The sequence below is a fragment of the Streptomyces sp. NPDC006296 genome (assembly GCF_040613235.1).
In the GTDB taxonomy this organism is placed as follows: Bacteria; Actinomycetota; Actinomycetes; order Streptomycetales; family Streptomycetaceae; genus Streptomyces.
The window spans coordinates 50,472-71,134 of the sequence record NZ_JBEXRT010000022.1 but is presented as its reverse complement, the minus strand read 5'-3'; the positions used below and the strand labels follow the sequence as shown (position 1 = coordinate 71,134).

12 protein-coding genes are annotated in these 20,663 nt (G+C 72.6%); 8 read left to right on the top strand and 4 right to left on the bottom strand.

Annotated features, from left to right (window positions below; genetic code table 11):
* Positions 1-16: 16 nt before the first annotated feature.
* Positions 17-319, bottom strand: coding sequence for a hypothetical protein (locus ABZ172_RS17570; RefSeq protein WP_356884620.1), 303 nt, complete (start codon positions 317-319; stop codon positions 17-19).
* Positions 320-778: 459 nt separating this feature from the next.
* On the opposite strand from ABZ172_RS17570, the gene ABZ172_RS17565 reads away from it, so the two are divergent.
* The 5 genes from ABZ172_RS17565 (at position 779) to ABZ172_RS17545 (ending at position 14,537) form a co-directional block, all read left to right on the top strand.
* Positions 779-11,221 (top strand): amino acid adenylation domain-containing protein, encoded by a 10,443-nt coding sequence (locus ABZ172_RS17565; protein ID WP_356884619.1) that lies wholly within the window; start codon positions 779-781, stop codon positions 11,219-11,221.
* The gene (locus ABZ172_RS17560; protein ID WP_356884618.1) at positions 11,218-11,424 is read left to right on the top strand and encodes an MbtH family protein; all 207 of its coding nucleotides are present in this window, start codon (positions 11,218-11,220) and stop codon (positions 11,422-11,424) included. Before ABZ172_RS17565 ends, ABZ172_RS17560 begins: the two co-directional genes overlap by 4 nt.
* A gap of 57 nt (positions 11,425-11,481) precedes the next feature.
* Positions 11,482-12,492 (top strand): ATP-binding cassette domain-containing protein, encoded by a 1,011-nt coding sequence (locus tag ABZ172_RS17555; RefSeq protein ID WP_356884617.1) that lies wholly within the window; start codon positions 11,482-11,484, stop codon positions 12,490-12,492.
* Positions 12,489-13,289 carry an ABC transporter permease gene (locus ABZ172_RS17550; RefSeq protein ID WP_356884616.1) on the top strand — a complete coding sequence of 267 codons (801 nt, stop codon included), beginning with the start codon at positions 12,489-12,491 and terminating at the stop codon, positions 13,287-13,289. The genes ABZ172_RS17555 and ABZ172_RS17550 overlap by 4 nt, the downstream gene beginning before the upstream one ends.
* Positions 13,290-13,463: 174 nt before the next feature.
* Positions 13,464-14,537, top strand: coding sequence for an NAD-dependent epimerase/dehydratase family protein (locus ABZ172_RS17545; RefSeq protein WP_356884615.1), 1,074 nt, complete (start codon positions 13,464-13,466; stop codon positions 14,535-14,537).
* A 3-nt stretch (positions 14,538-14,540) separates the two neighbouring features.
* On the opposite strand, the gene ABZ172_RS17540 is transcribed toward ABZ172_RS17545, so the two are convergent.
* Both ABZ172_RS17540 and ABZ172_RS17535 read right to left on the bottom strand, forming a co-directional pair.
* The gene (locus tag ABZ172_RS17540; protein ID WP_356884614.1) at positions 14,541-15,647 is read right to left on the bottom strand and encodes a HAMP domain-containing sensor histidine kinase; all 1,107 of its coding nucleotides are present in this window, start codon (positions 15,645-15,647) and stop codon (positions 14,541-14,543) included.
* Positions 15,644-16,462 (bottom strand): response regulator transcription factor, encoded by an 819-nt coding sequence (locus ABZ172_RS17535; protein ID WP_356884669.1) that lies wholly within the window; start codon positions 16,460-16,462, stop codon positions 15,644-15,646. The genes ABZ172_RS17540 and ABZ172_RS17535 overlap by 4 nt, the downstream gene beginning before the upstream one ends.
* Positions 16,463-16,762: 300 nt before the next feature.
* Between ABZ172_RS17535 and ABZ172_RS17530 the strand changes: the two genes are divergently transcribed.
* Genes ABZ172_RS17530 through ABZ172_RS17520 form a run of 3 tightly spaced genes read left to right on the top strand, consistent with a single transcriptional unit; the run spans position 16,763 to position 18,959 of the window.
* Positions 16,763-17,467 (top strand): glycosyltransferase family 2 protein, encoded by a 705-nt coding sequence (locus ABZ172_RS17530; protein ID WP_356884613.1) that lies wholly within the window; start codon positions 16,763-16,765, stop codon positions 17,465-17,467.
* Entirely contained in the window at positions 17,464-18,141 is a 678-nt protein-coding gene (locus ABZ172_RS17525) for a DUF2064 domain-containing protein (protein WP_356884612.1), read from the top strand. The genes ABZ172_RS17530 and ABZ172_RS17525 overlap by 4 nt, the downstream gene beginning before the upstream one ends.
* 26 nt (positions 18,142-18,167) lie before the next feature.
* The gene (locus ABZ172_RS17520; protein WP_356884668.1) at positions 18,168-18,959 is read left to right on the top strand and encodes a methyltransferase domain-containing protein; all 792 of its coding nucleotides are present in this window, start codon (positions 18,168-18,170) and stop codon (positions 18,957-18,959) included.
* 325 nt (positions 18,960-19,284) lie between these two features.
* Here the strand turns inward: ABZ172_RS17520 and ABZ172_RS17515 are convergent, their stop codons facing one another.
* Positions 19,285-20,595 carry a molybdopterin-dependent oxidoreductase gene (locus ABZ172_RS17515; protein ID WP_356884611.1) on the bottom strand — a complete coding sequence of 437 codons (1,311 nt, stop codon included), beginning with the start codon at positions 20,593-20,595 and terminating at the stop codon, positions 19,285-19,287.
* Positions 20,596-20,663: the final 68 nt, after the last annotated feature.

Sequence of the window (20,663 nt, the reverse complement as noted above, 5' to 3'; positions counted from 1 at the left end):
TCATGCACGACGCCGTTCAGGGGCGGACGGTGCACAGGGCGAGCAGGCAGAGGTTGAACCCCTGGGTGTTGCTGGGCCCCGGGCTGCCGCCGGAGTCGCCGACCGTGCACCGCGCCAGCAGGCAGAGGTTGCCGCCCTGTACGCCCCGGTAGAGGGCCAACGGGCCGGGGGAAGCTTCCCCGGCGGGCGCGGCCTGCGTCCCCCGGGGGGCTGTCTCGGGGGCCGAGGCCGCCGACGCCACGGGGGCCGAGGCCAGCAGTGCGGTGCCGATCAGGGCTCCCACGAAGTGCCGGCGCAGGACGGGTACGGAAAGCTTCACGAGGTTCTCCGATGCTCGTTGGGGACAGGAAGTCCGAACAGATGCCCGGACACTGTCGTCTTCGAAGCTGTGCCCCCACCGGATGGGTCTCCGGCACAATCCCGCCAGCCGATTGGCTGATACACGGCAGCGAACTGCAAAAGAGATCGTCGCCCACGTGCCGTGCGTCACAGGAGCAATCCGGGGCTGGTGTGACTTCGAATCACAGATGTGACAACCCTCCTGGGGAGGCCTCAGCTCCGCCGAGGCAGTCAGCTGCATCAGTCCACCGAACGCCAATCCTTCACGATCGCGACGCGCGCACACCGGAGTCCGCACAAGCCCCTCCGTTGCCCACTCCGACATGAACTCGGACGCGCACCGTCTCCCGCACCGGGCGTAGCTCTCATCGGCCCCGCCCAGCCTGCTCCGCGCCCACGCGCCTGACGCCGCAGGTCTCCCCTACCGAGGTGAACTCTCGTGACCGACGTACACACCGGAACTCCGACGGACACGGTGCGCCTGACCGCCGCTCAGCAGGGCGTCTGGTTCGCGCAGCGGCTCGACCCGGCGGATCCCGCCTACAACATCGCCGAGTACGCGGACATACCGGGCCCGGTCGATGCTGAGCTTCTGCGCCGCGCCGTCAACCACACCGCGTCCGAGACGGAAGCTCTGCGCAGCACCTTCGGTGAGCGGGACGGGGTCCCCTTCCAGTGCGTGAGGGAAAGTGCGTCGTTGGCCGTGCCGTTGGTGGACCTCTCCGGCGAGGAGGACCCGCACGGTGAGGCTCTGCGGCGTATGCGGCTGTGTCTGGCGGAGCCGGCGGACCTGTCGGCGGGTCCGCTGGCCCGGATGACCCTCTACCGGCTCTCCCAGTCGCACCACCTCTTCCACCAACAGGTGCACCACCTGGCGCTCGACGGCTATGCGGCGGTCCTGGCACTCTCCCGCATCGCGGAGGTCTACACCGCTCTCGCCCTCACCCCGGACACCCCGCCCGCGCTGCGTCCCGCCGGCTCACTCGCCGCGCTCGTCGACGAGGAGGAGGCCTACCTCGCCTCCGAACGCGGCGCCGAGGACGAGAGGTTCTGGACGGACCACCTCGTCGGAGCCCATCCGCCCGAGGTGCCCTCCGGCTCCCGCCCGGGAAAGAGGTACGGCACCGTGTCGGCGCGACGTGCCTACAGCCGGGCGGAGACGGAACGTCTCAAGGCCGCAGCCAAGCGGGCCGGAACCGGTTGGCCGACCTTTGTCATGGCGGCGCTGGCGCTGTGCCTGCAACGGGAGCAGGGGGTCGGTGAGGTCCTGCTCGGCCTGCCGGTCACCGGTCGTCGCACTCCGGCGGCACGGTCGACCCCCACCATGCTCAGCTCGATCCTGCCGATGCGGCTCGCCGTCTCGCCCGCCGACCGCGTGACCGATCTCGCGCGACGTGCGTCCGCCGAGGCCCGGTCGGTGCTCCGGCACCAGCGCAGGCCGGCCGAGGCGCTGCGCCACCAGCTGGGGCTGACCGGTACGAGGACCGCGCTGACCGGGCCGACCGTCAACATCCTCGCCTTCGACGACGCCCTGCACTTCGGCCCTCATCCGGCGACCCTGCACAACCTCTCGATCGGTCCGGTGGAGGATCTGGCGGTGGCCGTGCACGCCTCGTTCGGTGACGGCGGCCTGCACATCGACCTGGTGGGCAACGCCCAGCGCCACGGTCAGCAGGACCTCGTGGGACCGCACGAGCGCCTGTGCCGGGCCCTCGACGCGTTCGTGGCGGACCCCCGGCGGACCGTCGGGGCGGTGAGCCTCGTCGACGAGGCCGAACGGCGGCACGTCCTCGGCCTCGGCGCCACCGGTCCGCAGGGTGGCGTCACCACAGCATCGGCACCCCTGCCCGAACTGTTCGAACGACAGGCGCGTACCACCCCCGGGCGCACCGCCGTCGTCTGCGACGACGCGACCCTCACCTTCGACGAACTCAGCCGTCGGGTGGACGCCCTGGCCGTCGCGCTCGCAGCCCTGGGCGCCAGGCCCGGCACCCGCGTCGCGGTGGGACTTCCGCGCTCGACCGACCTGGTGGTGGCCATACTCGCGGTGATGCGGACCGGGGCGGCCTACCTGCCGCTGGACCCGTCCTATCCGGCCGAGCGGCTCGCCTTCATGATCGAGGACTCCAGCCCCGTGGCGCTGGTCGCCACTCCGTCCTCAGCGCTCGCCATCGATCCTCGAGGGGCCCTCCTCCGCATCGATCCGGCGGTTCTCCCCCACGACGCCGGTGAGCGTCCGGATTCGCCCGGGCCCGAACCCCACGACGCCGCCTATGTGATCTACACCTCCGGATCCACCGGAAGACCGAAGGGCGTCGTCGTGGAGCACCGCTCCCTGACGAACCTTCTGGAACACCACCGGCAGGAGTCCCACACCCTGGCCGAGGAAGCCCTGGAACGACGGCTGCGGGTGGCGCTGAGCGCCGCGACCTCGTTCGACGCCTCGTGGGACCCCGTGCTGTGGATGGTCGCCGGCCACGAGCTGCACGTCATCGCTGACGACGTGCGCCGCGACCCGCAAGCCCTGGTGCGCTACCTCGTCGACCACCGTGTCGACGCGATCGAGACGACTCCCACCTATCTCCGGCAGATGATGACCGCGGGGTTGCTGACCTCGGAGGGCCACCGGCCGCGTGTGATCGCCCTGGGCGGCGAGGCCGTGGACGAGATGCTGTGGGAGGAGCTGGCTGCCGATCCCGCTCTGCTGGTCTTCAACTTCTACGGACCCACCGAGACGACCGTCAACGCCGTGACCGCCAGGATCACGGGTGGCTCGCCGGTGATCGGACGCCCGGTGGCGGGAGCCGGGGCCTATGTGCTGGACCCGTCCCTGCACCCCCTCCCGCGAGGGTCTGTGGGTGAGCTGTACCTGACGGGCGAGGGCCTGGCCCGCGGATACGCCGGGCGGCCGGGGCTCACGGCGGAACGCTTCCTGCCCGACCCCTTCGGCCCTCCGAGCGCGCGCATGTACCGCACCGGTGACCTCGCGCGGTGGGGCGAGGACGGCTCACTGGAGTATGTGGGGCGCAGCGACCGGCAGATCAAAGTGCGCGGCGTGCGGGTCGAGACCGGGGAGATCGAAGCCGCACTGCGCACCCTCCCCGGCGTCGAGGACGCCGCCGTCGCGCTGACCACCGCGCCGGACGGCCCCGAGCGGCTCGCCGCGTTCCTGGTGGGCGGCCCCGAGGCCCCCGGCCACGCGGAGGCCCGCGAAGCGGTCGCGGCCCTGCTGCCCGGACCTCTGGTGCCGACGGCCTGGGCCACGGTGGAGAGGCTGCCGCTCACCCCCAACGGGAAACTCGACGTGGCGGCGCTGCCACCGGCCGTACCGGTCGCGTCCGACGGGGGCGTACCGCGCTCCGCCGGGGAAGAGCGCATGTGCGCGGTGTTCGCCGGGTGCCTGGGACTGCCACGGGTGGGACGGGACGACGACTTCTTCTCCCTGGGCGGGCACTCGCTGCTGGCGATGCGGCTGATCGGCAGGATCCGCGAGGAGTTCGGCGCGGAGGTGCCGATCAGCACCCTGTTCGCCACCCCCACTCCGGCCGGTCTGGTGGTGGCGCTGGACAAGGTCAGCGCTGCCCGCCGCCCGGTCACAGCGGTCGTTCCCCGTCCGGACCGACTCCCTCTCTCGTTCGGGCAGCAGCGGCTGTGGCTTCTGGAGACTCTGGGCGACGCGGGTATCTCCTACCACCTGCCGGTGGCACTGCGCCTGCGCGGCCCCCTGGACCGCGACGCGCTGGAGCGGGCTCTGCGTGACGTCGTGGAGCGGCACGAGGTCCTCCGCACGACGGTGGCGGCCGACCCGGAGGGCCCGTGTCAGCGCGTTCTGCCCCACGACCGCATCCCCCGCCCGCTTCTGCACGTCATGCCGGCAGGTGCTCAGCCCTCCCCGGACGGCGCCCCCTTCGACCTGGAACACGAGATCCCGCTGCGCGCCCGGCTGTACCCGACGGGCACGGACGACCACGTGCTGCTCGTGACGTTGCACCACATCGCCGCCGACGGTTGGTCGATGGGGCCGCTCATGCGAGACCTGTCCGCCGCCTACGGCGCGCGCCGCGCGGGGTGTGCTCCCGGATGGGACGGACTTCCGCTGCAGTACGGCGATTTCGCGCTGTGGCAGCGCGACCTGCTCGGGGATCCGGACAGTCCGGACAGCCTGGCCCACAGCCAGCTGTCCGCCTGGTCGGACTCCCTGGCCGGGTTGCCGGAGGAGTCGTCCTTCCCCGCGGACCGGCCGCGTCCGGCCCGGCCCTCGGGCCGGGGCGGCACCGTGCCCGTGCACATCGGAGCGCCCGACCACCGGATGCTGGTCGAGCTGGCCAGATCGTGCGGAGCCAGTTCCTTCATGGCGCTGCACGCGGGGCTCGCGGCCCTCATGTCGCGCCTGGGTGCGAGCGAGGACGTCGCCGTCGGCACCCCGGTGGCGGGGCGCACCGACGAATCCCTCGGCGAGTTGGTGGGCTTCTTCGTGAACACCCTCGTCCTGCGCGCCGATCTCTCCGGCTCGCCGGCGTTCCGTACCCTCCTCGAACGGGTGGCGCGGACCGATCTGGCCGCCTACGCGCACCAGGACATACCGTTCGAACGGGTCGTCGAGGAGCTGGCACCCGCACGCTCGCTCGCACGCCACCCGCTGTTCCAGGTGATGCTGAGTCTGAACAACACGCCTGCGCCCCGTCCGCGGCTGGACGGGCTGACGGTCACCCACGAAAGCTCCGTGGGACGGTCCGGGTCCAAGTTCGATCTCAGTTGGGACCTGTCCGAGCAACACGACGAGGAGGGCCGCCCGCAAGGGATCACCGGAGAGCTGGAGTACGACGAGGACCTCTTCGACCGCGCGACGGCGGAACGATTCGTCGAGCACTTCACCCGCCTCCTGAGCGCCGTGCTGTCCGATCCGGATCACGCGGTGGCCGATCTCGACTTCCTGACTCCGTCTCAGCGCGCAGCCGCACTGGACGAGCTGCCGCCCACCGCGCACAGCCCGCTCGGCCTGTCCACGGGGGCCGCCGCCGGAGACTGGACCGTGCTGGACATCTTCGCCACGCGCGTGGCCGTCCAGCCTGACCGGACCGCGGTGGTCGCCGACGACGATCGCCTCACCTTCGGTGAACTGCGCCTGCGCTCCGACCGCCTGGCCGCCGTCCTCGGAGGCCGGGGAATCGGAGCGGGCGACCGGGTGGCGGTGGCGCTGCCCCGTACCTCCCTCGCCGTCGTGGCGATGCTGGGCATCCTGCGCGCCGGAGCGGTGTACGTCCCGCTCGACCCGGCCCAGCCCGCCGGCCGCACCGAGCTGATCCTCGACACCGCCGCCCCGAGCCTGGTGCTCGCCACCTCCGCGACCAGGGCAGGTCTCCCGGAGGACGCCGACGTCCTCCTCCTCGACGGGGTCGAGCAGGAGGACATCACCGGGACGGACCTGCCGGCGCCGCCACGCGGGCGGGACGCCGCATACGTGCTCTACACCTCCGGCTCCACAGGGCTGCCCAAGGGCGTCGTGGTCGAGCACCACTCGCTGGCCGCGCTCCTGGCCCACCACCGCGACCGGCTGATGGGTCCGGCGGAGGCGGACAACCACGGGCGGCCCCTGCGGGTGGCGCACACGGCCGCGATGACGTTCGACGCCTCCCTGGACCCGCTGCTCTGGATGATCGCGGGCCACGAACTCCACATGGTGAACGACCTCACGCGCCGGGACCCGGAAGCGCTGACCGCCCTGCTCCACGACCGGGCGATAGACGTCGTGGAGACCACTCCCTCCTATCTCGAGCAACTGCGCGCCTGCGGCCTGTTCGCCCCGGGGCGTCCCCGGCCACGCGTACTGGCACTCGGCGGGGAAGCACTTCCCGCGCCTCTGTGGCGGGATCTGGCCGCCCTCACCGACGTGGCGGTGTGGAATCTGTACGGCCCCACGGAGACCACCGTGGACAGCGTGATGGGCCGTGTCCTGCCCGGGGTACGGCCGCACCTCGGCCGCCCGGTGGCCGGTGCGCGTGCCCGGATCCTGGACCACCGGATGAAGCCGGTCGCCCCCGGAGTGACAGGCGAGCTCTACCTGTCGGGCCCGGGCGTCGCCCGGGGCTACGCGGGCCGTTCCACCGCGACGGCACTGCGCTTCCTGCCCGACCCGTACGGAGTTCCCGGGTCCCGGATGTACCGCACCGGCGACCTGGTGCGCCAGGCCGAAGGGCGTCTGGAGTACCTCGGCCGGGCCGACGGACAGATCAAGATCCGCGGGTTCCGGGTCGAGACCGGTGAGATCTCCTCCGCCCTGGAATCGCACGAGGACATCGTGCGGTCGGCCGTCGCGGTCCGCTCCGGATCCGGGCCGGGAACGGCGCAGCTGGTCGGCTGGGTCGTGCCCGCCGGCCACAGGGAGGTCTCCTCGAAGGAGCTGCGGGCCTTCGTGGCACGTCGGCTGCCGCCCCACATGGTGCCCTCGCTGATCGTTCCCGTCCCCTCGCTCCCCCTGACCTCGCACGGGAAGGTGGACTTCGCGGCGCTGCCGGCTGCCTCACCGGCCGACGGTTCGGAGCGAGTGGGGCGTGCCCCGCGCTCCTCCCGGGAGGAGATCCTCTGCGCCCTCTTCGCGGAGAGCCTGGAGCACGAACAGGTGTCCCCCGACGACGACTTCTTCGAGCTGGGCGGGCATTCGCTGCTGGCGACCCGCTTGATCGGGCGGATCCGCTCCGCGTTCGGTGCGGAGCTCCCGGTACGGGCCCTGTTCGAGTCCACGACCCCCGCCGCACTGGCGGAACGGCTGGAGAACGCGGAATCGGCGCGGCCCTCACTGCGCAGGGCGGGACGCATGGAGCAGCCGCCGCTCTCACCGGCCCAGGAGCGCCTGTGGTTCCTGCACCAGCTGGACCCCGGGTCGGCGGCCTACCACATGGCGTTCACGGTGCGGCTCACCGGTGCCCTGGACCGGGACGCCCTGCGGAGCGCCTTGGGTGACGTGCTGGCCCGGCACGAGAGCCTGCGCACGGTCGTCGAAACCGTCGGCGGCGGTCCCCGCCAGCGCATCCTCGCGCCCGGTGACGCGCGACCGGAGCTGCCGCTCGTGTCCGTCGACGAGGAGCACCTGGACGAAGCCCTGCGCGAGGCGGCGGCCGAACCCTTCGACCTGACGCGTGACGTGCCCCTGCGACCGGTGCTGTTCCGGAGCGCGGCGGACCGGAACATTCTTCTGCTGGTCATCCATCACATCGCGGCGGACGGCTGGTCCATGGGCCCGTTGGCGCAGGACCTGGCCGGCGCCTACGCGGCACGCACGGCCGGCCGGGCGCCGGACTGGACCCCTCTGCCCGTCCAGTACGCGGACTACACCCTGTGGCAGCGCGACCTGCTCGGCGACTTCGAGGACCCCGCCTCGACCGCATCGGCCCATCTCTCCTTCTGGGAGGACCGGCTGAGCGGCGCCTCCGAGGAGACGACGCTGCCCACCGACCGCCCCCGGCCCCCCTCGCCGAGCGGTCTCGGGGGCACGGTCCCGGTCCGCGTGCCCGCGGAGACCATGGCCGATGCGGCGCGGCTGGCGCGGTCGACGGGCAGCAGCACCTTCATGGTGCTGCACGCCGCCCTGGCGGCCCTGCTGCACCGGATGGGGGGTGACCAGGACGTCACCATCGGCACCCCCGTCGCCGGACGGACGGACGAGATGCTCGACCCTCTGGTCGGATTCTTCGTCAACACCCTCGGGCTGCGGACGGATCTCAGCGGCAACCCGGACTTCACCGAGCTGCTCTCGCGGGTGAGGGAGACGGACCTGGCCGCCTACGCCCACCAGGAGCTCCCCTTCGAGCGACTGGTGGAGGCCGTCCGGCCCACCCGCTCGCTCTCCCGGCATCCGCTCTTCCAGGTCATGCTGACCCTCAACAACCACCGGCCGCCGCGGCTGGATCTACCCGGTCTCGAAGCCCGGCTGGAGGCGGTCGACACCGGAGGCGCCAAGTTCGACCTGTCCTTCTCCTTCACCGAGCGGCCCTCGGACACCGGGAACGGAACCTGCCTCGACGGAACGCTGGAGTACAGCCGGGACCTGTTCGACGCCGATACGGCCGGACGGATCGCCGACCGGTTCGCGCTCCTCCTCGCCCACGCCGTGCGCGTTCCCGGCACGGTCGTCGGCGACCTGGCGCTGACCGGCGCCGAGGAGGGGCGACGGCTGCTGGACATCGGCGAGAGCCACGGTGCGGGACGGTACGGCGCCACGCCGGCCATGACCGTGCTGGACCGGTTCGCGGCCACGGTGCACGCGGCACGGAGCGGTGACATCGCGGTGACCGCCCCGGACGGCAACCTGTCCTTCGCGGAACTCGACGCCCGCTCCGGCCGCGTCGCCGCCCTCCTCGCCCGGGCGGGTGCGGGTCCCGGCGATCCGGTGGCGGTCCTGCTGCCGCGCTCCAGGGACTCCATCGCCGCCCTCCTCGGCGTGCTCAAGGCGGGAGCCGTCTACGTCCCGGTCGACGATTCCCTCCCTCAGGGCCGGATCGACACGGTGCTGGCCGACGCCCGCCCGCACACCGTGCTCACCGCGGACGGGACGCACGACCGGGTACGAGGAGGGTGGCACCGCCTGAACCTGTACGCCGCGGACGGCTCCGGCGCACCCGGTGACGACTCCGCGCCCCGTCAGGAACCGGCGCGGCCGGGACCCCAGGAGCCGGCCTACCTCCTGCACACCTCCGGGTCCACGGGCCGGCCCAAGGGAGTCGTGGTCGGCCACGGTTCCCTGGCCCGGCTGCTGGAACACCACCGCCGCCATGTCTTCGCGCCCGCCGTACGGGCGGCCGGGGAGTCCCGGCTCGATGTGGCGCTGACGACCGCACTGTCCTTCGACGCCGCGTGGGACCCGGTGCTCTGGATGCTCGACGGCCACCGGCTGCACGTACTGGACGACCTGACGCGACGTGATCCGGAGGCACTGGTCGAGGCGGTCCGTGCCCGGGGGATCGACGTCCTGGAGTCCACGCCCACGCACGTGCGGCAGTTGCTGGACGCGGGACTGTTCACCGCGGAGGGCCCCGGCCCGTCCGTGATCGTCCTGGGCGGCGAAGCCGTCCCGGCCGCGCTCTGGGAGGACCTGCGGAACCGGCCGGGCCTCACCGCCTGGAACTTCTACGGACCCACCGAGGCCACGGTGGACACCCTCACCGCCGACCTCCGGGCGACCGGGCGGCCGGTGCTCGGCACCCCGGTGGACGGGACCGCCGTCCGGCTCCTCGACGCCCGGCTCCGGCCGGTCCCGGTCGGAGTGACCGGCGAGCTCTACCTGGCCGGCCACAGCCTGGCACTCGGGTATCACGGCCGGGCGGCCGACACCGCGGCCCGTTTCGTTCCCGACCCCTACGGCGCGGAGGGCGCACGGATGTACCGCACCGGGGACCGGGCCGTGCGAAGGCCCGACGACACCCTGGAGTTCGCCGGACGCGTCGACGGCCAGATCAAGGTGCGCGGCTTCCGGGTGGAGCCGGAGGGCATCGCCTCGGTGCTGGCGGAGCACGCCGACGTCACCCGCGCGGTGGTGACGCCACACGGAGAGGGCTCCGGAGGAACCCGGTTGGCGGCCTACGTGGTGCTCGCCGGGGAACCTGCGACAGGGACCGCAGCCACCGACGCCCCCGCGCCGGGCGGCCCGGCCCGGTCCGACGCCGACCGGCTGGATGCGGTACGGGAACACGCGGCAGCCCGGCTGCCGGCCTACATGGTGCCCTCCGGCTGGATCGCGGTGGACCGTATCCCTCTGACGCCGAACGGAAAGCTGGACCGTGCCGCCCTCCCGGACCCCGCCGCCCCGCGGGTGGCGGGCCCGGGCGCGGGGCGCAGCCCCCGCAACCCCCGGGAGGACGTGCTGTGCACGCTGTTCGCCGAGGTGCTGGAGCGCGAACGGGTCTTCATCGACGACGACTTCTTCGCTCTGGGCGGGCACTCCCTGCTGGCCGCCGGACTCATCGGCCGTGTCCGTGACGCGCTCGGCGTCGATGTCAGCATCCGCAGCCTGTTCGAAGCGCCGACGGTGGCCGGACTCTCGGACCGCATCGGCGCCGGTGTCCGGGACAACCCACTGGCGACCCTGCTGCCGCTGCGCACGGGTGGAAACCTGCCACCGCTCTTCTGCGTCCACCCCGCGGGCGGTCTCGCCTGGGCCTACTCGGGGCTGCTCCCCCACCTGGAGAGCGACCGGCCGGTCTACGGGCTACAGACACCGAACCTGGACGGCACCCGGCCCTTCCCGGACAGCATCGAGGCGATGGCCTCCGTGTACGCGGGCGAGCTCCGGGCCGTCCAACCCCACGGCCCCTACCACCTGCTCGGCTGGTCCTTCGGCGGCAACGTCGTCCAGGAGGTCGCCGTGCAGCTCCAGGAGGCGGGCGAGGAGGTGGCCCTGCTGACCATCCTGGACGCCTTCCCGCTGGCACCGCTGGACGATCTGGACAGCGCGAGCCGGGACACCGTCTTCCGGGCCCTGCTCTCCAACATGGGGGTCGGCCAGGACGCCCTGGAAGAGGACGTGCCGGTGGAAGCCGCCGCCGTACAGCGCCAGTTCCGTGCGAACGGCAGTCCGCTCGGGGCGCTGGAGCCGGCCACGATCGACGCGATGGTCGACAACTTCGCCGGCCAGGCGCGGTTGATGCGGCGGTACACCCCCCGTGTCTTCCACGGGCCCGTGCTGTTCTTCACCGCCACCGAGGGCCGCCCCGCCGACACCTTCGGCCTGTCCCTGTGGGGCCCGTACATCGACGGACCCATCGAGAACCACGACGTGGCGTGCGCGCACGCCCAGATGATGCAGCCCGCGGCGCGGGAGCAGATAGGCACCACCGTCACGGCCGTGCTCGACGCCGGCCGCCACACCGAACGAGGAGAGCTCTCATGACGAACCCCTTCGACGACCCCCGCACCCAGCACCGCGTCCTGGTGAACGACGAGGGACAGCACGCACTCTGGCCGTCCTTCGCCCCGGTGCCGGCCGGCTGGGACGAGGTGTTCGGCCCGGCGGACCACGCGGACTGCCTCGATTACGTGGAGGTCAACTGGACCGACATCACCCCGAGAAGCGCCCGTGTACGGGTGGCCTGAACCATCCGCTGCCCGGCAGCACGCCCAAGGCCCGCCCACGCACGACGAGAGGCACCCATGACCTCCCCTCCGACCCGACCCGCGATACGCGCCGAGGGCCTCACCAAGCGCTTCGGGAAGAAGCAGGCGCTGGCCGGTGTGGATCTCGAAGCGGCCCCCGGCACCGTGCTGGGTGTCCTGGGCCCGAACGGCGCGGGAAAGACCACCACCGTACGGGTCCTGTCCACACTTCTGCGGCCGGACGGCGGCCGGGCGTGGATGGCCGGTCATGACGTGCTCACCGCTCCCGAGGCCGTTCGCCGGGACCTCGGACTGTCCGGTCAGTACGCCGCGGTCGACGAGAAGCTCACCGGGCGGGAGAACCTCTACCTCGTCGGGCGGCTCTACGGGATGGGCCGTCACGCCGCGCGGCGCAGAGCCGGGCAGCTGCTGGGCGAATTCGATCTGGAGGACGCCGCGGACCAGCCGAGCGGGACCTACTCCGGCGGGATGCGCAGACGCCTCGATCTGGCCGGCGCGCTCGTGGCCCGGCCGTCCGTGGTGGTGCTCGACGAACCGACGACCGGGCTCGATCCCCGAGGACGGGCGGACACCTGGCAGGCCGTCAGGAACCTTGTGTCCGAGGGAACGACGGTCCTGCTCACCACGCAGTATCTGGAGGAGGCGGACCAGTTGGCCGACGCCATCGTCGTGATCGAGAGCGGCACCGTGGTGGCCCGCGGCTCGGCAGCCGAACTCAAGGCGCGGGTGGGCGGGGAGCGGCTCTCGCTCGCCGTCACGGACCCGCGGCACCACAGCACCGCGACCGAGATCATGGCCGCACTCGGTGATCACGCCCCCGATCTCGACCTGCGTACCGGACATCTGACGGTCGCCACCGACCACGGAGCGCAGAGCCTGGAGTACGCGCTCGGCTGCCTGCGCCTGGCCGGGATCGCCGTCGAGGACGTGCGGTTGGCGCCGCCGACGCTGGACGACGTGTTTCTCTCCCTGACCGGCCGGCCCCCTGCGCCGGACGCGGCGGCGGCACCGGTCGGCATGGCGACCGTCGGCGGTGGTGACCGGTGACAGCCGTCCAGCGGCTGGGCCGCTACTCCTCCATCGTCGCCTGGCGCAATCTGCTGAACCTGCGCCGGACCCCCGGCTCGATCATCGCGGCGCTCGTCCAGCCGGTGATGTTCGTCCTGCTGCTCGCCTACGTCTTCGGCGGCAGTCTCGGTGGGGCGGACTACCGGACGTTCCTCATGGGCGGCATCTTCGCCCAGGCCGTCACCTTCAACTCCGCTTTCACCGCGCTGGGACTGGCCAACGACATGGACAAGGGCATCGTGGACCGTTTCCGCTCGCTGCCGATGCCCGCCATGGCGGTGCTCCTGGGACGCACCTTGTCGGACCTCACCATGAGCGCGGTGACCCTCGCCGTCACGTCCTTGTGCGGACTGCTGGTGGGCTGGCGCATCGCAGGCTCGCCCTCCGAGGCGATCCTGGCCTACCTGCTCATCCTGCTGTTCGCGTTCGCCATGTCCTGGGTGGGCGCGGCGATCGGGTTGATGGCCCGCAGCGTCGAAGTCGCCCAGAGCGCCGGGCTGATCTGGCTCTTTCCCGTCACGTTCGTCTCGGCGGCGTTCGTCTCCCCGCACACCATGCCCGGTCCCCTGCGCACCGTCGCGGAGTGGAACCCGGTCTCCGCCACCGCCACCGCCGTCCGCCTGCTCTTCGGCAACCCCCCGCCGGCCGGCCTGCCCACGAGCGGCGCCTGGCCCGTCGTCCATGCTCTTCCCTACGCACTGGTCTGCGCCTGCCTCATCACGGGCACGTTCATGTTCCTCGCCCTGAGGCGCTTCAGGCGTATCACCCTCGGCTGACCGGGCAGCTCCGTGATCACCGAGGCGGGGCTCCTGAGGCCCGGCCGGGGCCGCCGGAAGGATCAGCGCCCCGCCGCGGCCGGCGAGGCGGGGCGCTGACCCCTCTCTTACGGTCCCGTGACATGCCGAGCCGTCAGCACGGCACGGGGCCTCGCGCGGCCTACCGTGGTGGTCATGCGTGTACTGGTCACCGGCGGCGCCGGTTTCATCGGTTCGGAGATCGTGCGGTCCCTGGTCTCGGCCGGGCACGAGGCGGTGGTCCTCGACGCCCTGCTCCCCTCGGCCCACGGCCGGGCCCCCTCCCCGCCCGGAGGTGCGGACGGGATCATCGTGGCGGACGTGCGGGACCGCGAGGCGGTCGACCGTGCGCTGCGGGGCATCGACGCGGTGTGCCACCAGGCGGCGATGGTCGGTCTCGGCAAGGACTTCGCGGACGCACCGGACTACGTGGGGTGCAACGACCTCGGGACAGCCGTGCTGCTCGCTGCGATGGCGGGGGCGGGGGTGCGGAGTCTGGTGGTCGCGGGCTCGATGGTGGTGTACGGGGAGGGCAGGTACGACTGCCGGAGGCACGGGCCGGTGCGGCCCGGACCGCGCACGGAGGCCGACCTCGACGCCGGCCGGTTCGAGCCTCGCTGCCCCTCCTGCGAGACGCAGCTGGTGCCCGGGCTCGTCGGTGAGGACGCGCCGGTGGATCCGCGCAACGTGTATGCGACGACCAAGCTCGCCCAGGAGCACCTGGCGTCCTCGTGGGCGCGGGCGACGGGCGGCCGCGCGGTGTCGCTGCGCTACCACAACGTGTACGGACCGGGCATGCCGCGTGACACCCCGTACGCCGGGGTCGCCTCCTTCTTCCGTTCGGCGCTGGCCCGGGGCGAGTCGCCCCGCGTCTTCGAGGACGGCGGCCAGCGGCGGGACTTCGTCCATGTACGGGACGTGGCCGCCGCGAACGTGGTGGCTCTGCAGGCGGTCGCGGAACGCGGGCCGGGCACCTTCGCCGCGTACAACACCGGGAGCGGGCAGCCCCACACCATCGGCGAGATGGCCGCGGCCCTGGCCTCGGCCTACGGGGGCCCGGCCCCGGTGGTCACCGGTGAGTACCGGCTCGGGGACGTACGCCATGTCACGGCGGACTCGCGGCGGCTGCGCGAGGAACTGGGCTGGAGGCCGGAAGTGGGCTTCGTCCCGGGGATGGTGCAGTTCGCGGAGGAACCGCTGCGGGAGGCTGCCGCCGGGCTCCCGGCGTGAGGGTCACGCGGCCGGCAGGGTCACCTCGAAGCAGCAGCCACCGCTGACGTTGCGGACCTCGGCCCGGCCGGCGTGCGCCTCGACGATGCCGCGCACGATGGCGAGTCCGAGTCCCGCTCCGGCGGGGGGAGTACGGGCATGGGTGCCGCGCCAGCCGGTGTCGAAGACCCGGGACAGGTCCTCCTCCGGGATGCCGCCGCAGCCGTCGGTCACCGAGAGGACGACCCCCTCGTCCGCGCGGTGTGCGGCGACGGCGACGGTCCCGTCCGCGGGGGTCCGGCGGATCGCGTTGATCAGCAGGTTGCCCAGCACTCGGCTCATCTCCTTGCCGTCGACCTCCACGGGCACCGCCTCGATCCGGTCGCTGACCAGCCGCACTCCGAGCGCACGGGCCAGCGGATCCGCACCGGCGAGCGCGTCGCCCACCAGGTCGTAGACGGAGATCCGGGTAGGGGCGAGGACGAGCGAGCCGGCGTGGATGCGGGACAGTTCGAAGAGGTCGCCGACCATGTCGCTCATCCGTTCCACCTCGGTCCGTATCTGTCGCAGATAGCGCTGCGTGTCGACAGCCATGCCGTCCTCCAGCGCCTCGGACATGGCCCGCAGACCGGCGAGCGGGGTACGCAGGTCGTGCGAGATCCAGGCGACGAGTTCACGCCGCGAGGTCTCCAGCGCACGCTCCCGTTCACGTGACGTGTCGAGCTTGGCGCTGGTGGCCGCCAGCTCGCGGGTGAGTGCGGCGAGTTCGGCGGTGGCCGGGGCCTCCGGGGCCGCGAAGGTGCCGTCCTCCCCGAAGGAACGGGCGGCGAGGGTCAGATCGCGGCTGCTCGCCGCCACCCAGCGGCCGAGCAGCATCGCGGTGACGAGGGAGACGACGGCCGCCATGGCGACGACGGTGGTGACCACGGTGAGGTCGTGCCGCGACAGGAACATCGCCCACGCGACGGCCAGGGTGCCGGCGAGCATCGCGGTGACCGCCACGGCGGCGACGACGGTCAGGGAGAAGACGAGCGAACGATGGCGGACGAGCCGCAGCGCGAGTGCGCCGAGCAGCCCTGCCGCGGCGGCCCCCAGGAAGGCGAAGAGGGCGATGAGCAGCGTGTCGGTCATGACGGCGCTCCGCCCTCGGGGTCCCCGGCAACTGCGGGGCCCGGGTCCGCCGGGCCCGAACCGGCTCCGGCCGTGGCCGGCGGGCTCGTCGCACCCGCGCCGGGCCGGGGTTCCGCCGGATCGGCGGTGCCGCCGGCCGGCGGCAGGTCCAGCCGGTAGCCGACGCCCCAGACCGTACGGATCAGCTCCGGGCTCGCCGGGTCTGCCTCCACCTTTCCGCGCAGCCGGCGGACATGGACCGTCACGGTCGACAGGTCACCGAAGTCCCAGCCCCAGACCTCGCTCATCAGCTCCTCCCGGGTGAAGACACGGCCCGGGTGGCGCAGGAAGAAGGCGAGGAGGTCGAATTCCCGCAGGGTGAGGGACAGGACCCGGTCCCCTGACGTCGCGCGTCGGGCCGCGGGATCGAGGACGAGACCCGCACCCGTGAGCAGCGCCGAGGGGCCGGACGGTGCCGCAGCCGTCCTGGCGCGGCGCAGCACGGAGTCGACCCGCAGGACGAGCTCGCGGGGGCTGAACGGTTTGGTGACGTAGTCGTCCGCCCCCGTTTCCAGACCGAGGACGCGGTCCTCCTCGTCCCCGCGCGCGGTGAGCATGATGACGGGCACCGGTCCGTACGCGCGCATGCGGCGGCAGACCTCGAATCCGTCCATGCCCGGCAGCATCAGGTCCAGGACGGTCAGGTCCGGCCGCCGGGCGGCGCACAGGTCCAGTGCGGCCGGCCCGTCGGCCGCCCTGGCCACGTCGTATCCGGCGCCGGTCAGGTATCCGGCGACCACCTCCGCGACCGTGGGGTCGTCGTCCACGACGAGAATGTGTCCGCGGGCGGGGGCTCCGGTCGCGGCTCTGCCTGCCGGCTGTGCGCTCCGTACGGTGACGGCCGCACAGGACGGCACGGCTCCGCCTCCCGGGCGGCCGCCCTCACCCGCCGGGCGGGCGGTGGGTGTCCCGTCGGCGGAACTCTGCGGTGCGGGATCCGGAGTGGGCTGCATGCCACCACCTTGGCACCTGCCGGGCTGGGCCCGAACGCCTCGGGCACCACCGGCCGGCGACGTTCATTTTTCGTAAGAATCCAGTACCCGATTTGCAGGTTTCCGCTCCGTAGGGTGATCCGGGTGATTCCTCCTTCCGATACATCCGCTCCCCGCGCCGACATCGTCCTGCCCTGTCTGGACGAAGCTGCCGCCCTGCCCGGGGTGATGGCCTCGGTCCCCCGTGGCTGGAGGGCGATCGTCGTGGACAACGGCTCGCGCGACGGCTCGGCCGAGCTGGCCGAGTCCCTCGGCGCGACGGTGGTGCGTGAACCGCGCCGCGGCTTCGGCGCGGCCTGCCACGCCGGCCTGCTCGCCTCCGAGGCGGAGTTCGTCTGCTTCTGCGACTGCGACGGCTCACTCGATCCCGGGCTCCTGCCGGATTTCGTCCGCCGGATCGCCGACGGCGAGAGCGATCTGCTGCTCGGCAGACGTCGTCCCGTGGAGCGGGGAGCCTGGCCGCTGCACGCCCGCACGGGCAATGCGGTGCTCGCCCGCATGCTGCGCCGCCGCACCGGGCTGCGGCTGCACGACCTCGGGCCGATGCGGGCCGCGCGCAGGGCAGACCTGTTGGGGCTCGGTCTCACCGACCGGCGCAGCGGCTATCCGCTGCAGATGGTCGTGCGCGCGTCCGACGCGGGACTCCGTGTCACCGAGACGGATGTCCCCTACCTCGCCCGGACGGGAAAATCCAAGGTCACCGGCACCTGGCGGGGCACCTGGCACGCGGTGCGCGACATGCGGGCCGTGCTGGGCGAGGCGCCGGTCCCGGTGGGGGCCGCCCGATGAGTTCACCCGTGCCCGGCTCCGCAGACGCGCCCCCGGCCGGGGTGACGACCCTGCTGGTCATCGCGAAGGAGCCACTCCCCGGCCGGGTCAAGACCCGGCTCACCCCGCCCTTCTCCCCCGCCGAGGCCGCAGCCCTGGCCGAGGCGTCGCTCGCCGACACCCTGGACACCGTCCGCACACTGCCGGCCGCACGGCACGTGGTCGTCCTGGACGGGACGCCCGGCCGCTGGCTGCCGCCGGGCTTCGAGGTGACGGAGCAGTGCGCGGGGGGTCTCGACGAACGGCTGGCCGCCGCATTCGGCTCCTGCACCGGCCCGGCCCTCCTGATCGGGATGGACACGCCGCAGGTCACGGCAGCCGATCTGGCCACCGCGCTCTCCCCCGCTGCCTGGGACGGCTGCGACGCCTGGTTCGGCCCGGCCGAGGACGGCGGATTCTGGGCCCTGGGCCTGGCCGAACCCGACCCCGGGCTCCTGCGCGGTGTCCCGATGTCCGTCCCCACGACCGGTGCCGTGCAGCGCCGGAGGCTGGTCGAGGCGGGACTGACCGTCCGGGACCTCCCCCGGCTACGGGACGTGGACACAGCGGCCGACGCCACGCACGTCGCCGCACTCGCACCGGACGGGCGGTTCGCCGCCGCACTCGCCCGGCTGACCCGTGCGGCGGTCCGATGAGCCGCACGGGCCGGGACCACGGCACGATGAACCCGGCGTACCGGGGCGTCACCTCATGGACCACCGATTCGTGGAGTGCCGATCCGTACGCCGACGCCCTGCGTCAGGGCCACGGTCCGCTCTTCCTCCGCCGCACGGACGGCTGGCTGCTGCCGCTGGACGTCGAACGCTGGTGCACCGACGCGGACACCGCGGACCTGTCGGCGCTGCGCCGCTGTGAGGGCCCCGTCCTGGACATCGGGTGTGGGCCCGGGAGGCTGGTCGCCGCACTGGCGGCCCGCGGCGACCGGGCGCTCGGGATCGACGTCAGCGAGGCCGCGGTCGACCACACCCTGCTGCTCGGCGGTTCCGCACTGCACCGCTCGGTCTTCGAGCAACTGCCGGACGAGGGGCATTGGGGCACCGCGCTGCTCATCGACGGCAACATCGGCATCGGCGGTGACCCGCCCCGTCTGCTGCGTCGCTCGGCGGACCTGCTCGCCCCCGGCGGGCTGCTCATCGTGGAAACCACGCCGCAGGACGTCGACGAGCGGGTACGCGTGCAGCTGGACGACGGACGCGCCTCGGCGTGCGGGCCGCCCGCAGCCGTCTTCCCGTGGGCCCGGCTCGGCACTGCCGCCCTGCTGAGGTACGCCCGCCCCGAGGGACTGCGCGCGGTCGATCAATGGGAGGTGGACGGCCGTGCCTTCGTCTCCCTGCGGCGCATCCGTACAGTCCGGACCACCAGCCAGACCCCGGAGACGAAGAACAGGGCGGCCGTGATCAGCAGCCAGTTCCCGAGGAAGACATCGGGGGACAGTCCGCTGGCCGGCTCGTAACGCTCGGCCTGCCGGGTGATCAGCGGGAACCACACGAGCAACAGCAGTCCGGAGAGGAACACCGGCACCCTCACGTGGTTCACCAGGCCGGAGCGCCGGCCGACGGACCGGCACAGCAGCCGGTCCGCGGCCGCGCAGACCGGGACCAGCACCAGGTCGTGCACGAAAGCGGCGCCGACGAACCACACGATCACGCCGAAGGTGTCACCCGCCAGGAGGCGTACACCCGCATAGCCCGCCAGGGCGAAAGAGGCGGCCGTCAACAGGAAGTGCAACGGTCCCTCCCCGTACCAGCGCCGCGGGACGGCCCACGGGTCACGCCTGTTCACAGTGCTCCGAAGGTCAGCCGGGACACCCATTTGGTGTTCAGTACACCGGGGGCCGCCGGGACGATGACGCGCGCCGGATATCCGTGATCGCGTGTCAGTTCCTCCCCGTTGACGGACAGCGCCAGCAGGGAACGCGCGTCGCGCACCTGGTTGTCGCGCAGCGCGACCCGGCGAAACGGCCCCTTGCGCTGAACCGACTCCACGAGCAGCCCGGGCGCGCCCGACGGGTATCCGGCGAGTGCAGCGAGATCTCTCAGCCGTACCCCCCTCCACCACTGGTCCGAGGTGGACCAGCCCTCCACGCACGCGATCGGCAGCGCCGCGCTGTACTGGTCCATGGCCAGCAACTGCTCCCGGGTGAACCGGAACTCGCCGGCCGGCCCCTTGACGGTGAGCCGCCAGCCCTCCCCGGTCTCGGCCGGGGTGATGCCCGCCGCTGCGGCCGTCTTGTTGATCTGGAAGCCGTTCGGACCCGAGCCCGGGTCGGCGGCGCCGTGCGGAGTGAGGACGGCGAGACGCCGCAGCGGTCCGTCGAAACTGCGTCCTGCCGAGGTGATCAGCAGGAGCAGCGAACCGGCGCCCACCGTGGTCAGTGCCCCTCGGCGGGACAGCGTCGGCGGAGAAGGGTCGGGCGACTCCAGCGGGTCGCCCGCCACACTCTCGCTCAGTCCTCCCGACCGGAGCACCCGCACGGACTGCGGGACCCGGAGCGCGGCGTGGGCGAGGAACGCGGCGAAGAACACCCACGCCCCGTAGAAGTGCAGCGGGTAGAAGGAGCCCGGGAACAGATACTCCAGCTGGATGTTCAGCAGCCCGGTGACGAACTCGAACAACGCCCCGCCCACCAGGAGCAGCAGCGAGATCCGCTCCAGGGCGTGCCCGAGGGAGCGGACCGGCGGCAGCGTGAAGAGTTTCGGCACGACCGACCAGAGCTTGGCCAGCAGGACCGGGACGAGCGTGATGCCGAGCGTGACGTGGAGCCCCTGCGTGAGCCGGTACAGCCAGTGCGGCCCGGTCGGCCAGGCGAAGAGGTAGAAGCCCAGCAGCCCCTTGTCAGGCGTCTTGTCGTTGACCGGATGCAGGTCCGGGTTGTACGCGGCGTACGAGAGCAGGCCGGTCACGAACAGCACGGTGATCCCGGCGAGCAGGACGACACCGAGCACCGCGGTGAACCGCACACCGCGCACCGGGCTGCGCCAGAACCCCGGAGCGGAGGGCAGCCGGTCGAGGACCGTGGTCGTGCGTCCGGCGCGGAGGCGGGAGAGGAACGCGAGTGGGGTCGGACTGTTCCGACGGCTGTCGACCATGCCCCGACGCTATGCCGGGAGTGGAGGGGGCAGGCCGTTGCGACTCCTGACGAAATGATGACATCACC